General features: G+C 65.0%; 12 protein-coding genes. 10 read left to right on the forward strand and 2 right to left on the reverse strand.

The features are described 5' to 3' along the window. Window positions 1-573 precede the first annotated feature (573 nt). Window positions 574-2,295 (forward strand): dihydroxy-acid dehydratase, encoded by a 1,722-nt coding sequence (ilvD, locus tag EAV90_RS33210; protein WP_122403120.1) that lies wholly within the window; start codon window positions 574-576, stop codon window positions 2,293-2,295. After that, entirely contained in the window at window positions 2,282-3,109 is an 828-nt protein-coding gene (locus tag EAV90_RS33215) for a tetratricopeptide repeat protein (RefSeq protein WP_122403121.1), read from the forward strand. Before ilvD ends, EAV90_RS33215 begins: the two co-directional genes overlap by 14 nt. Before the next feature lie 18 nt (window positions 3,110-3,127). Here EAV90_RS33215 and xth read toward each other — a convergent pair whose 3' ends face one another. Continuing rightward, complete coding sequence (xth, locus tag EAV90_RS33220; RefSeq protein WP_129145813.1) at window positions 3,128-3,925, reverse strand: exodeoxyribonuclease III; 798 nt, start codon at window positions 3,923-3,925, stop codon at window positions 3,128-3,130. 135 nt (window positions 3,926-4,060) lie between these two features. Between xth and EAV90_RS33225 the strand changes: the two genes are divergently transcribed. Next, window positions 4,061-6,385 carry an ATP-binding protein gene (locus EAV90_RS33225; protein ID WP_129145814.1) on the forward strand — a complete coding sequence of 775 codons (2,325 nt, stop codon included), beginning with the start codon at window positions 4,061-4,063 and terminating at the stop codon, window positions 6,383-6,385. 4 nt (window positions 6,386-6,389) lie between these two features. Here the strand turns inward: EAV90_RS33225 and erpA are convergent, their stop codons facing one another. Further along, on the reverse strand, window positions 6,390-6,719 hold the full coding sequence (erpA, locus tag EAV90_RS33230; protein ID WP_024342679.1) for an iron-sulfur cluster insertion protein ErpA: 330 nt from the start codon (window positions 6,717-6,719) through the stop codon (window positions 6,390-6,392). Between the two features lie 110 nt (window positions 6,720-6,829). On the opposite strand from erpA, the gene EAV90_RS33235 reads away from it, so the two are divergent. The 7 genes from EAV90_RS33235 (at window position 6,830) to EAV90_RS33270 (ending at window position 14,625) form a co-directional block, all read left to right on the forward strand. Next, window positions 6,830-8,038 (forward strand): deoxyguanosinetriphosphate triphosphohydrolase, encoded by a 1,209-nt coding sequence (locus tag EAV90_RS33235; protein WP_122403123.1) that lies wholly within the window; start codon window positions 6,830-6,832, stop codon window positions 8,036-8,038. Between the two features lie 9 nt (window positions 8,039-8,047). Then, window positions 8,048-9,838, forward strand: coding sequence for an arginine--tRNA ligase (gene argS, locus EAV90_RS33240; protein WP_160118823.1), 1,791 nt, complete (start codon window positions 8,048-8,050; stop codon window positions 9,836-9,838). Between the two features lie 140 nt (window positions 9,839-9,978). Next, the gene (locus tag EAV90_RS33250) at window positions 9,979-11,529 is read left to right on the forward strand and encodes an SPOR domain-containing protein (protein ID WP_129145821.1); all 1,551 of its coding nucleotides are present in this window, start codon (window positions 9,979-9,981) and stop codon (window positions 11,527-11,529) included. Window positions 11,530-11,575: 46 nt separating this feature from the next. After that, the gene (gene nagZ, locus EAV90_RS33255) at window positions 11,576-12,604 is read left to right on the forward strand and encodes a beta-N-acetylhexosaminidase (protein WP_129145816.1); all 1,029 of its coding nucleotides are present in this window, start codon (window positions 11,576-11,578) and stop codon (window positions 12,602-12,604) included. Beyond that, a complete protein-coding gene (locus EAV90_RS33260) occupies window positions 12,601-13,440 on the forward strand; it encodes a segregation and condensation protein A (RefSeq protein WP_028179491.1) in 840 nt (279 codons plus the stop codon). Before nagZ ends, EAV90_RS33260 begins: the two co-directional genes overlap by 4 nt. Before the next feature lie 21 nt (window positions 13,441-13,461). Continuing rightward, complete coding sequence (scpB, locus tag EAV90_RS33265; RefSeq protein WP_162500266.1) at window positions 13,462-14,226, forward strand: SMC-Scp complex subunit ScpB; 765 nt, start codon at window positions 13,462-13,464, stop codon at window positions 14,224-14,226. Window positions 14,227-14,391: 165 nt separating this feature from the next. Further along, window positions 14,392-14,625, forward strand: coding sequence for a twin-arginine translocase TatA/TatE family subunit (locus tag EAV90_RS33270; protein WP_018642198.1), 234 nt, complete (start codon window positions 14,392-14,394; stop codon window positions 14,623-14,625). Window positions 14,626-14,679: the final 54 nt, after the last annotated feature.

Below are 14,679 nucleotides of genomic sequence, written 5' to 3' on the forward strand. Positions count from 1 at the left end.
CGCATGCAAAGCCAACAGACCGGTGAGCGGACGGGGTCAAGGCCGTCAGCCGCCGCAGGCGGGGGCGCGCCAGCGCCAGCCTTGAGGCCGGCCGATCGCCGGGCTACTTCGCCACAGTTGCTCTTGGACAAGAGCGGCGAGAGATGACGCAAAGCTCGGGCGAATTGAGCCGCGAGGACGCGAAGGCATGTCTGCGATTCGAAAGTGCTGAAGTTTATGAGGCGATTGCCGGTTGGTGCGCGCCTCCTTGGCCAAGCCTGGTGTGCTATTCCTTCCGAAAGATCCTGAGTTGTGGATTGCCATTGCTATTGCGGTATTTAGGTAGCGAGCTCCGTGTCTTCCCGGTAACGATTGTTCCTCTTGAGCAACACCCATCCCGGATTTAACCCTCACCGCCGGCGGTTCGCATGGCCGCCGCTTTTTGGCCACACCCGAACATGAATAAGATCACTCTAATGTTTTAAAGGGTAGCGGCGGCGGTCTTCGAAGGCGACGAGAAAATCCCAAGGTCGATTCAAATCTTGGCTCTGATTTTTCGGGTCTGAAAGGGTTGGCCGGGGAAGACTGGTTGCGATGAACGCCAAGACCGACAAGCAGAGGCTGCCGAGCCGTCACGTGACGGAAGGTCCTGCGCGCGCGCCGCATCGGTCCTATTTCTACGCCATGGGTCTGACGACCGAGCAGATCCACCAGCCCTTCGTCGGCGTCGCCTCGTGCTGGAATGAAGCCGCTCCCTGCAACATCGCTTTGATGCGCCAGGCCCAGGCGGTGAAGAAGGGCGTGGCATCGGCCGGCGGCACCCCGCGCGAATTCTGCACCATCACCGTCACCGACGGCATCGCCATGGGCCATGACGGCATGCGCTCGTCGCTGCCGTCACGCGAATGCATCGCCGATTCGGTCGAACTGACCGTGCGCGGCCACGCCTATGACGCGCTGGTCGGCCTTGCCGGCTGCGACAAGTCGCTGCCGGGCATGATGATGGCGATGGTCCGCCTCAACGTGCCCTCGATCTTCATCTATGGCGGCTCGATCCTGCCCGGCAACTTCCGCGGGCAGCAGGTCACCGTGCAGGACATGTTCGAGGCGGTCGGCAAGCACTCGGTCGGCGCCATGTCGGACGAGGACCTCGACGAGATCGAGCGCGTGGCCTGCCCGTCGGCGGGCGCCTGCGGCGCGCAGTTCACCGCCAACACCATGGCGACCGTCTCCGAGGCGATCGGACTCGCGCTGCCGTACTCGGCCGGTGCCCCGGCGCCTTACGAAATCCGTGATGCGTTCTGCATGACCGCGGGCGAGAAGGTGATGGACCTGATCGCGCAAAATATCCGGCCGCGCGACATCGTCACTCGCAAAGCTTTGGAAAACGCGGCTGCCGTGGTCGCGGCTTCCGGCGGCTCGACCAATGCTGCGCTGCACCTACCGGCGATCGCTCACGAGGCCGGCATCAAGTTCGACCTGTTCGACGTCGCCGAAATCTTCAAAAAGACACCATATGTCGCGGATTTGAAGCCGGGCGGCCGTTATGTCGCCAAAGACATGTTTGAAGTAGGTGGCATACCGCTTCTGATGAAGACGCTGCTCGACAACGGCTTCCTGCACGGTGATTGCCTTACCGTCACGGGCCGCACGATCGCCGAAAACCTCAAGAGCGTGAAGTGGAATCCGCACCAGGACGTGGTGCACCCGGCAGACAAACCCATCACCGTGACGGGCGGTGTGGTCGGTCTGAAGGGCAATTTGGCGCCAGAAGGTGCGATCGTGAAAGTCGCGGGAATGTCCAACCTCCAGTTCACCGGTCCGGCCAGGTGCTTCGACCGGGAGGAGGATGCGTTCGAGGCGGTCCAGAACCGCACCTACCGCGAAGGCGAAGTCATCGTGATCCGCTACGAGGGGCCGAAGGGCGGTCCCGGCATGCGGGAAATGCTCCAGACCACTGCGGCGCTGACCGGCCAGGGCATGGGCGGCAAGATCGCGCTCATCACCGACGGCCGCTTCTCCGGCGCCACCCGCGGCTTCTGCATCGGCCATGTCGGGCCGGAGGCGGCGGTCGGCGGCCCGATCGGGCTGCTCGAGGACGGCGACATCATCGAGATCGACGCGGTCGCCGGTACCCTTAACGTAAAATTGAGCGACGCCGAACTCGCTCAGCGCAAGACCAAATGGAGCGCTCGCGCGACTAACCACACGTCGGGTGCTCTCTGGAAATATGCTCAGCAGGTTGGACCAGCGGTCGGAGGGGCAGTGACCCATCCGGGCGGCGCGCACGAGAAACAGTGCTATGCGGACATCTAGGCGTGCCATAGTTGCGTTTATGTTGGGGGCGGCTGCGCTGGCCGCGCCGGCGTTCGCCTTCGACGGCGCGCCGGTCAATCCGAAGGACGCGACCATCCCGGTCGTGACCACCCTGCCGGGCGCTGCGGGTGCGGTGCGCGCCAAGGTTCCGCCGGCGGTCGCAGCCCAGGAAACCTCGCTGAGCGCACTGCAATATGCTGCCGAGGGTGGCCACCCCATCGCACAGTGGAAGCTCGGCCGCATGTACGCCAACGGCGACGGCGTCGCCCAGGACGATTTGCGTGCCTTCGAATATTTCAGCCGGATCGCCAATGCGCATGCCGAGGACAGCCCGTCGGCGCCGCAGGCGCAGATCGTGGCCAATGCCTTCGTCGCGCTCGGCCGCTACTATCTGGCCGGCATTCCGAATTCGAAGATCAAGGCCGATCCTGACCGCGCGCGGGAGATGTTCTCGTATGCCGCATCCTATTTCGGCAACGCGGACGCGCAGTACGACCTCGCCCGCCTGTACCTGAAGACCCCGGACGCCTCGCGCGAGGACTTCCGTTACGGTGCACGCTGGCTTGGCCTCGCCGCGCAGAAGGGCCAGCACCAGGCCCAGGCACTGCTCGGTCAGATGCTGTTCAACGGCGACCGCCTGCCGCGGCAGGCCGCGCGCGGCCTGATGTGGCTGACCCTGGCGCGCGACAGCGCAGGCGCCGAAGAGACCTGGATCAAGGAAAGCTACAACCGCGCCTTCGCCAAGGCCTCCGACGACGACCGCGCCATGTGCCTGCAAATGCTGGAACAGTGGGTGCAGGGCCGCCGGGAATAGCTCCACGATGAGGCGGCTTCACGCCGCCTCAAGATCCAGATCCGCCCACACCGGCACGTGGTCCGACGGCTTCTCCCAGCCGCGCACATAACTGTCGATGCCGACATTGGCGAGCCGGTCTGTGGCCTGCGGCGACAGCAAGAGATGGTCGATCCGAAGGCCCTGGTTCTTCTGCCAGGCCCCCGCCTGATAGTCCCAGAAGGTGTAGAGCCCGGGCTCGTCGGTCACGGCCCGCAGGGCGTCGGTCAGGCCGAGGCCGAGCAGGGACTGAAAGCTCTCCCGCGTCTCCGTCTTGAACAGGGCGTCCTCCGTCCAGGCGGCCGGATTGTGCACGTCGCGGGCATGCGGGATGACGTTGAAGTCGCCTGCGAGGATCAGCGGCTCCTCAGCCTTGAGGCGCTCTTTCGAGTAGTCAAGAAGCCGCGACATCCATTTGAGCTTGTAGGGATATTTGTCGGTCTCGACCGGGTTGCCATTGGGCAGGTAGAGACAGGCGATGCGCAGCACGCCAGACTTTAGCGTCACCACGCCCTCGAGGAAGCGCGCATGGGCGTCCTCGTCGTCGCCGGCGAGGCCCGACTTGGTCTCGTCGAACCTGAGCTTAGAGAGCAGCGCAACGCCGTTGAACGTCTTCTGCCCATGCGTGACGACATTGTAGCCGAGCGCCTCGATCTCCAGCCGCGGAAAGGCCTCGTCGACGCATTTGATCTCCTGCAGGCAGACGATGTCGGGCTGGCTCTCTCTCAGCCAGGTCAGGAGCAGATCGATCCGCTGCCGGACCGAGTTCACGTTCCAGGTGGCTACTCTGATGGGCATGTCGGCAGGCTCCGGACCAAGGGCCATGGTTAGAACAAACTGCAAACGCGCCCGTCAAGGACGCCGCAAAATCTCCCACAAAATTAACCCGGTCTAAGCGGGCGGTGGGCCATTGATCGTCAATAGGTTCCGCGGATGGGATGGCCGGACAAGTCGATGATACGAACTCAGCCGCGTGACGGCGTGATCGGCGCGTTCCTGTATTGGCTCGGCGGCTTCGAGATCGAGGACGGCCTGACCGCCGATCTCAGCGAACGGCAGATGCGGCGCATCCGCGCCAAGCAGATCGACGCCGTGACGCGGCTGATCCCGGTGACGATGGCGGTGACGATGCTGAACGTCGCCATCGTGCTGATCCTGCTCTGGGGCAGGGGCTGGAATGACTTCCTCGCCATCTGGGGCATGACGCTCGCGGCCACCGCCTCGCTCGCGGTGCGCGCGTGGCACAAGTCGCATCAGAGCCCACCCCAGGGAGCCTCGCCGCGCGTGGCGCGGCAAATGCTGCGGCAGGCATTTTTCGTCGCCGCGATCTGGAGCACGCTGCCGCTGGCCCTGTTCAGCCGCGCCGAGCCGACCAGTCAATTGATCCTGGCCTGCCTGATGGTCGGCATGATGTCGGGCGGCGCCTTCACGCTCTCGACCTTCCCGCGGGCGGGCCTCGTCTATCTCGCCACCATGACCGTCGCCTGCGCCGGCGCGCTGCTGCTCTGCGGCACCGGTCCGTATCTCGTGACCGCGGTGTTCCTGCTGCTGTTCGCGTTTTTCATGGCGCGCAACATCGTCTCGCAAGGCAATCTGTTCTTTGGCAACCTCAAGGCCCAGCTCGAACTCGAGCGCCAAACCGAGATCATCTCGCTGCTGCTGAAGGATTTTCAGGAGAATGCCGGCGACTGGCTGTGGCAGACCGATGCCGACGGGCATCTGATCGACGTGCCCCAACGCTTCGCGGATGTCGCGCAGCTGCCGCTACCGCTGCTCAGGGGCTCGCATTTCGCAGACGTGCTCGAGATGCTGTGCCCGGGGGACAAGAGCGCAGCCTACAACATCATCGGCCTGATGGAGCATGCCGAGCCGCTGCACGAGATGAACCTCAAGGTCGTGGCCGGCGGCGAGGCGCGGCTGTGGTCGCTCACGGCAAAGCCGGCCTATGATCGCGAGGGCCAGTTCCTCGGCTATCGCGGCTTCGGGCGCGACGTCACCGAGCGTTGGCGCGCGGAAAAGGCCGAGGCCGAGAGCCGCGCCAAGTCCGACTTCCTGGCGGTGATGAGCCACGAGATCCGCACGCCCATGAACGGCGTGCTCGGACTTGCCAGCATGCTGCTGGAGACAAAACTCGATCCGGAGCAGCGCGAGGCCGTCACCACGATCCGCGAGTCCGGCGACAATCTCCAGCGCATCCTCAACGACATCCTCGACCTGTCCAAGCTCGAGGCCGGCCGCTTCCAGTTCGAGGTGATCGACTTCGCCCCGCAGGCGCTGGTCGAGACGGTTGCGACCGTGGTGCGCGCGAGCGCCAAGGGCAAGGGGCTATCCGTCAAGGTCGAGCTCGATCCGACCCTGCCGCCGACGCTGCGCGGCGACGTCGCGCGCATCCGCCAGGTGTTGCTCAACCTCGCGTCCAACGCAGTGAAGTTCACCGACGAGGGCGAGGTGACGATATCAGTCATCTGCCGGGCGCGCCGCGACCTGCTGGCGACCGTCGAATGGACCGTGACCGACAGCGGCATCGGCATCGCCCCGGAAAAGCTCGGCCTGTTGTTCAGCGACTTCGCCCAGGCCGATGCCTCGATCAGCCGCCGCTTCGGCGGCACCGGCCTCGGCCTTGCGATCAGCAGGCGCATCATCGAGCAGATGGGCGGCACCATCGGCGTCACCTCGACGCCGGGCGAGGGCTCGACCTTCCGCTTCACGCTGGTGCTGCCCTGGAGCCATGCGCAGGCATCCGATCAGGCGGGCAGGCGCGACGAAGCCGACGATCTCAAAGCCCGGATCGCCGGCTTCGACCGGCCGCTGAAGGTGCTGGTCGCGGAGGACGATGCCGTGAACCGCATGGTCGTCAGCAAGATGCTGGGCTCCTTCGACGTCGAATTGAGCGTCGTCGCCGACGGCGCCGAGGCCGTCGCAGCGGCATCCCAGGACAATTACGATGTCGTGCTGATGGACGTGCGCATGCCCGATATGGACGGACTGGCCGCCACCCGGGCGATCCGGGCACAAGGCGGGCGGCTCTTGCCGATCATCGCCCTGACCGCCAACGCCTTCCCTGAGGACATCAAGATCTGCCGCGAAGCGGGCATGTCGGACTTCCTTGCCAAGCCGCTGCGCAAGCCCGCGCTGATCGCGGCACTCCTGCGCGCGCTGGACGGCCATCTCGCGTTCGAGGACGCGCCGCTTCAGCCGGAGCCGATGCCGGGCGACGTGGAGTGGACGGACGAGGAAAGGCAGATAACGGGCGCGTAAGCACTCAGACCGAGAAGCTCGTCCCGCAGCCGCAGGACGCTGTGGCATTGGGATTGTTGACGCGGAACGAGGCGCCGATCAGGTCATCGACGAAATCGACCTGCGATCCCGCCAGGAACGGTTGCGAGGCGGAATCGACCAGCACCACCGCATTGTCCTGCTCGATCACGAGATCGTCGTCGGTCCGCGCGCGGTCGATGTCGAACTTGTACTGGAAACCGGAGCAGCCGCCGCCCTCGACCGAGATGCGCAGCATCGCGCCAGAACCTTCGCCCTTGAGGATCTCCCCAATCCGGCGTGCGGCCCGGTCGCTGATGGTCACGGCAGTCGTCATCACTCGTCTCCGATAGTCCCGCAGTCATACCCAATTCATTTGGTATCCCGCGCCTGACATAGTTAAGTGCCACCATACGCAGAATCAAATGGATAGGGACTAAATTCGCCGTGTCCGTCGGAATGGCAGCCCCCCGCACGCCCTATGCCTGCGACCCCGATCGCAGCCGCGGCCGGCTGGTCGCCGAGCCCCCGAGCCGGACCCGCAGCCCGTTCCGGCGGGATTGCGACCGGGTGATCCATTCGACCGCGTTCCGCCGCCTGAAGTACAAGACCCAGGTGTTCGTGTTCCACGAGGGCGACCATTACCGCACCCGCCTGACCCATTCGCTGGAGGTGGCGCAACTCGCCCGCGCGCTGGCCCGCCAACTCGGCCTCGACGAGGACCTGACCGAGACGCTCGCGCTCGCCCACGATCTCGGCCACCCGCCGTTCGGCCATGCTGGCGAGCGGGCGTTGGACGCCTGCCTGAAGGAGTTCGGCGGCTTCGACCACAATGCCCAGGCGCTCCGCGTGGTGACTTCGCTCGAGCACCGCTATCCCGAGTTCGACGGACTCAACCTGACCTGGGAATCGCTGGAGGGCATCGTCAAGCATAACGGCCCGCTGACCGACCGCAGCGGCGGCCCGATCGGGCGCTACCGCGAGCACGGCGTTCCCGTGGGGATTGCCGACTACGTCAAGACCTATGACCTCGAATTGTGGAGCTTTGCCTCGCTGGAAGCGCAGGTCGCCGCGATCGCCGACGACATCGCCTATGACGCTCACGACATCGATGATGGCCTGCGCGCCGGCCTGTTCCACGTCGACGATCTCAAGGTGATGCCGCTGACTGCGGAGATCATCGCCGAGACTGCGGCGCATTATCCCGATCTGGAGGACGTCCGGCGCGGCGCCGAGCTGGTGCGCGAGCTGATCTCGCACCTGATCGGGGCGGTGTTTGCGGAGGCGCAGAAGAACCTCGCCGCCGTCAAGCCGCAATCGGCCCAGGACGTCCGCCAGCAGAGCCGGGCGCTGATCGCGTTTCCCGCCGAGGTCGCGGAGGAAGAGGCTGCCATCAAGACCTTCCTGTACCAGCACATGTACCGCCACGAGCGGGTGATGCGGGTGATGGGAGAGGCGGAGCAGATCCTGTTCGACCTGTTCGCAAAATACCTGAAATCCCCTGCCGAGCTGCCGCCGGAATGGCTGTTGGGGGCAGAGGCGGACAATGAGGGCGACCGGGCCCGCCGGATCGGCAATTTCATTGCCGGAATGACCGACCGTTTCGCCCTGACCGAGCACCAGCGGCTTTTTGACTCGACCCCGGATTTGCGTTAGGCGGCGCCCATGCCCCAGACATCCTCATCCCTGCATCTGTTCGCCGATGTGCTCGCACGCGTGCACGCCGCCTGCCGCGCGCTTGCGGCGGACGCCAGTTGGCCGGAGGGCATCGATTTCTCCCGCGTGGTGGTCGAGCCGCCGCGCGATGCCTCCCACGGCGACATGGCGACCAATGCTGCGATGGTGCTTGCGAAAGAGGCCAAGGCAAAGCCGCGCGATCTCGCCGAGCAGATCGCCGGGCGGCTGCGCACCGACGCGCTGATCGCCAAGGTCGACGTCGCCGGTCCCGGCTTCATCAATTTGACGCTGAAGCCCGCCGCCTGGGCTGAGGCGTTGCGGACGGTGCTGCGCGAGGCCGGCGACTACGGCCGCATCCGCAGCGGCGCCAAGGTCAATGTCGAATACGTCTCGGCCAATCCGACGGGGCCGATGCATGTCGGCCATTGCCGCGGCGCGGTGTTCGGCGACGCGCTGGCCAGCCTGCTCCAGTTCGCCGGTCACGACGTCACGCGAGAATATTACATCAACGATGCAGGTGCCCAGGTTGACGTGCTCGCACGTTCGGCGTTCCTAAGGTATCGCGAGGCGCTCGGCGAGGACATCGGTGCCGTTCCCGAAGGCCTCTATCCGGGCGACTACCTCAAGCCTGTGGGGCAGGCGCTGGCGAAAGAGCACGGCGACAGGCTCCTCGCGATGACCGAGGCCGAGTGGCTGCCGACCGTGCGCGCCAAGGCGATCGCGATGATGATGGATGAGATCAAGGACGATCTCGCCGCGCTCAATATCCGCCACGACGTGTTTTTCTCCGAGCGCTCGCTGATTGAAGGCGGCAACGACAAGGTTGCCGGGACCATCGACTTCCTGAAGGCCAAGGGCGACATCTACGAAGGCCGCCTGCCGCCACCGAAGGGCGCGCCGGTCGAGGATTGGGAAGACCGCGAGCAGCTGCTGTTCAAGGCAACCGCCTATGGCGACGACGTCGATCGGCCGCTGATCAAGTCGGACAATTCCTACACCTACTTCGCCTCCGACATCGCCTATCACAAGAACAAGTTCGACCGCGGTTTCGCCGAGATGATCGACGTGTGGGGCGCCGACCATGGCGGCTACATCAAGCGGATGCAGGCGGCGGTGAAGGCGACGACCTCGGGCAAGGGATCGCTCGACGTCAAGATCGTCCAGCTCGTGAAGTTGCTGCGCAATGGCGAGCCGGTCAAAATGTCCAAGCGGAGCGGGGACTTCGTCACCTTGCGTGAGGTGGTGGATGAGGTCGGCCAGGACGCCGTCCGCTTCATGATGCTCTACCGGAAGAACGATGCGGTGCTCGACTTCGACCTCGCCAAGGTCATGGAGCAGTCGCGCGACAATCCGGTGTTCTACGTCCAGTATGGCCACGCCCGCGGCCACTCGATCTTCCGCAACGCGCGGGCCGAGGTGTTTCCGGAACTGCCCGAAGATGCCGGCGAGCGCATTGCCTGGCTCGCTGAGTCGGCGGTCGAGCGGCTGTCGGATCCCGTGGAACTCGATCTTCTCAAGCGTCTCGCAATTTATCCGCGCATGCTGGAAGCGGCCGCCGCGGCCCACGAGCCGCACCGAATTGCCTTTTATCTCTATGATTTAGCCAGCGAATTTCATGCGCTTTGGACGAAAGGGCGCGATTTGCCCTATTTACGCTTCATTATCAATAATGATGCAGATCTTACAAAGGCGCGGCTGGCGATGGTTCAGGGCGTCGTCTCTGTTCTGGCATCGGGCCTCGCCATCCTCGGCGTCCATGCTCCGGACGAGATGCGGTAGTTTGGGGCGAACTACTTAAGAGGAATTCGGGGGTAACCGGCAGAAGCCGGATCGCTTAGACTTGGTTGAAAGCCTTGTGGGTCGAAGGCCGTGCCTTGGTCGAGGGGCGCGCGGCTTTCCCGAAGGGACGCATCATCACGATGGCCGAACGATATCAGGACAGACCGTTTCCTTCCGATGACTATGGTCGCGGCGGCGATCACTATGGGAAGGCGGAAAATGATCCCTTGGCCGAGCTTGCCCGTCTGATCGGACAGACTGATCCGTTCGCAGCGCAGGGGAAGTCGACTGCCCGCCCGCCGGCAGCGCCCGCCCAGAGCTATCATCAAGACGATTACCGCCAGGAAGATGGTCAGCAGGACTACGCCGAGCAGGCGCCGCCGCCGCCCGGGCCGCCCTCATGGATGCGGCGCGCGAACGTGCAGCCGCAGCCGGCACCGGAGCCTGACTATTCCGTCTCCGTCAGCCCGGTTCATCCGTTGCATCGCTATTCAGCCAAGGCTGCCGCGCCCGAGCCTGATGTTCAGCAGCCGCGGGCCTATCAGGATCAAGGTTATCAGGATCAGGCCTACCAGCAGCATAGCCAAGCTTACCAGGAGCAGGCTTATCAGGAGCCGTATGCGCAGCCTGATCCATCGCGCTACGACGATGCGCTCTACGGTCGCCTGGAGACAGGCGAACAGGATTATCAACGCGAGCCGGCTTATCCAGACGACCCTTACGCGTACCAAAGCGACTATCCCGAGGCCGAAGTCGAGGAGCCGAAGAAGCAGCGCGGTGGCATGATGACGGTCGCGGCGATTCTCGCACTTGCCGTCGTCGGCACCAGTGCGGCGTTCGCCTACAAGACCTATATCGGCTCGCCTCGCAGCGGCGAGCCGCCGATCATCAAGGCTGACAACACGCCGACCAAGATCGTGCCGGCTCCGACGGACTCCGCGGCCAAGGTACCGGATCGCATGGTCAGCGGTGACGGCACGGAAAAGATCGTGCCGCGCGAGGAGGCGCCCGTCGACGTCAACGCCAGGGCAGGCGGGCCCCGCGTGGTGTTCCCGCCGCTGAACCAGAATGCGAACCCGCCGTCGGTGGCGAGCGTGTCGCCCTCTACCGTGCCGCCGCCGAGCGCAGGGCCGACTCCGAGCAATGGCACGCTGCCGAACAATTTGCCGCGTCCGATCAGGACTGTGGCCGTGAAGGGCGATCAGACTGACAGCACCGTGCCGCAATCGGCCGCCGCCAAGCCGACGGCTACGGCGCCGAAGCCTATTGCCGCGCCCGCTGCACCGGCGGCGCCGCGCAATCCGCCGACCTCGGCCAATGCCAGCGTCAACCAGCCCCTGTCGCTCGCGCCGCAATCGGGAGCGACGGCCGAGCCTCCGCAGCGGATGGCTGCCACCAACCCGACGCAAATCGCGCCCAGCAGCAGCAGCGGCGGCGGCTACATCGTGCAGGTCTCCTCGCAGCAAAGTGAGGACAGCGCCGCCGCGTCCTATCGAGTGCTCCAGAGCAAGTACGGCAGCGTGCTCGGCTCCCGTTCGCCGGTGATCAAGCGGGTCGATCTGACCGACAAGGGCAAGGGGATCGTCTACCGCGCCTTCGCGGGTCCCTACGCTTCGGCCGAGGAGGCGACGCAGGCTTGCAACAGCCTCAAGTCCGCAGGCCTGTCTGCCTGCTTCGTCCAGAGGAATTAACGGCCGTTTCCTTGACCCCTTCGCGGGGCAGGGTTAATCGGCCGTCATGAGCACGCGGGCCTTCATTACCGGCGTATCCGGAACGGAACTGACCGCCGCCGAGCGGGAGTTTATCCGTGCCGAACGCCCATGGGGCTTCATTCTCTTCAAACGCAACATCGCGACGCCAGCGCAAGTTGCTGCATTGGTTGCGGAATTGCGGGCGGTGGCCAATGCGCCCGATGCTCCGGTCCTGATTGATCAGGAGGGCGGACGGGTGCAGCGCCTCGGCCCGCCGCACTGGCCGGTCTATCCGCCGGGGGCTGTATTCGCGAGTTTGTACGACACTGATTCGGCGCTCGGCCTTTCTGCCGCACGCCTCAGTGCCCGCCTGATCGCGGCCGATCTTGCCGAACTCGGCATCACCGTGGATTGCCTGCCGCTAGCTGACGTGCCGGTGCCGGGCGCTGACGCGGTCATCGGCAACCGGGCCTACGGGACCGAGCCGCGAAAGGTCGCGGCGATTGCCCGTGCGGTCACCGAGGGACTGGAGCAGGGCGGTGTGCTGCCGGTTCTCAAGCACATTCCCGGTCATGGCCGGGCAACCGCCGACACCCATTTCAAGCTGCCGACCGTCGATACGCCCCGGGACGAACTGGAACGCACCGATTTCGCGGCGTTCAGGCCGCTATCGGACCTGCCGATGGCCATGACTGCACATGTTGTGTTTAGCGTAGTCGACCCCGTCCATCCGGCGACGACATCTGCGACAATGATTGCTGACGTGATTCGCGGCGCAATCGGGTTCCAGGGTTTGTTAATGAGTGATGACGTGTCGATGAACGCGCTGTCGGGGAATATCGCCGAACGGACCCGCGCTATCTTCGCGGCCGGCTGCGATGTGGCCCTGCATTGCAACGGCAACATCGAGGAGATGCGCGACGTCGCCGGCCAGACACCGGAACTGTCCGGCAGAGCATTGGAGCGGGCGAATGCCGCGCTCGCCGCACGCAAGCCGCCGCAGCCATTCGACCGCGTGGCCGCGCGCGCCGAACTGGACGCATTGATCGCACGGGCAAACACGGCATCGGCATGACCGCAGAAATCCTATCGTTTGAAACCGGGCGGCCCGCAGAGCTCGCCGAGGGTGAGCCGGCGTTGGTGGTGGACGTCGAGGGCTATGAGGGTCCGCTCGATCTCTTGCTCGCGCTGGCGCGACAGCAGAAGGTCGACCTCGCCAAGATCTCGATTCTGGCGCTGGCCGACCAATATCTCCATTTCATCGAGGCCGCGCGAAAGATCCGGCTCGAGCTTGCCGCCGACTACCTGGTCATGGCGGCCTGGCTTGCCTTCCTGAAGTCGCGCCTGCTGCTGCCGGAGCCGCCGAGTGCGGAAGGTCCGAGCGCGGAGCAGATGGCGACGGCGCTCGCCAATCGCCTGCGCCGGCTGGAAGCCATTCGCGAAGCCGCCAACCGGCTCATGAACAGGCCGCAATTGCAGCGCGACATCTTCCCGCGCGGCGAGCCCGAGCAAATCGCCGAGATCAAGCACCCGAAATACACGGCGACGCTGTACGACCTGCTCACTGCCTATGCCGCGCAGCGCCAGTCGCGGGTGCTGGCGAGCGTGCATCTGGCCAAGCGCACGGTGTGGTCGCTTGCCGAAGCGCGGGCCACGTTGGAGCGGCTGGTCGGCAGCCTCAACGAACAGGATGACTGGGGCGTGCTCGACGACTTCCTGATCCGGCATGTCGCCGATCCGACGCAGCGCGCGACGGTGTTTGCCTCGAGCTTTGCCGCCGCGCTCGAATTGGTGCGCGAAGGTCAGCTCGAGCTGAACCAGAAAGAGGCATTTGCGCCGATCTATTTCCGGAAAGGGCGCCCAAAACCGGTCCCGGACGCAGCTCCTGCGCCTGATGCGCCGGTCGCTTAAGTGCAAGAAGGAGAATCTGCCATGGCAAGCCTGGCTGAAGTGCGGGTAGAAGAGGCCGAGCCGATGGAGAACGAATCCCAGGCACGTCCCGAAGAATTGCGGCTGCTGGAGGCGCTGCTGTTCGCCTCGAGTGAACCGCTGGATACCGCCACGCTGGCCAAGCGCATGCCCGAGGGCGTCGACGTCAAGGCCGCGCTCGAGCAATTGCGGGCCGATTATGCCTCACGTGGCGTGAACCTCGTCCGCGTCGCCAACAAATGGACGTTCCGCACCGCCGGCGATCTGGCCTGGCTGATGACACGGGAGAGCACCGAGACCCGCCGCCTGTCGCGCGCCGCGATCGAGGTGCTGGCGATCATCGCCTATCACCAGCCGGTGACGCGGGCCGAGATCGAGGAGATCCGCGGTGTTGTCACCTCAAAGGGCACGCTCGACGTGCTGCTGGAGACCGGCTGGATCAAGCCGCGCGGCCGTCGCAAGACGCCGGGCCGTCCGCTCACCTTCGGAACCACCGAGGAGTTCCTGTCGCAGTTCACGCTGGAACAGCTCGGCGACCTGCCGGGCCTGGAAGAGCTGAAGGGCACGGGTCTTCTGGATTCGCGCCTGCCCACCGGATTTAGCGTGCCTACGCCGTCCGATGACCCTGCTCTGCGCGAGGACGAGGATCCGCTGGAACCAGGCGAGGATCTCGATCTTGCGCTGGCGCCTGCGATCGAGCCCGAGACGCCTGAAGGCGGCAATGATGGCGGCGGCGAGGGTGGCAGCGAAAGCGGCAGCGAGGAGTGATGCCCGTTCGACGACGGGGCCCTGCGACCGGTTAACACTAGCAAAATTGCGTAGCGCCGACAGCGAATTGGCGCTGCCTTGGTCCTTGTTTTTGAGCCCTGCCAAGCCTAGGTTTCGGTGAAGATCGGCCGGGTCCCCGGCCATGCGCGTTTGGAGGGTTGCAGGATGGGTTCACTCAGCATTTGGCACTGGATCTTGGTGATCGCAGTGGTCCTGCTGCTGTTCGGCCGCGGCAAGATTTCGGATCTGATGGGCGACGTGGCGCAGGGCATCAAGGCGTTCAAGAAGGGCATGCAGGACGACGACAAGCCCGCCGAGAAGCCCGAGCCGGCCAAGTCGATCGAGCACAATGCTGCGCCGACCGCGGCACGATCCGACGTCGGCAGCAAGGCCGTCTGAGCCAGAGAGCACGCGAGACCCGGGTAGCGGCCCCGATCCTGCGCGCAAGGGATT

Source organism: Bradyrhizobium vignae (assembly GCF_004114425.1).
GTDB classification, from domain to species: Bacteria; Pseudomonadota; Alphaproteobacteria; order Rhizobiales; family Xanthobacteraceae; genus Bradyrhizobium; species Bradyrhizobium vignae.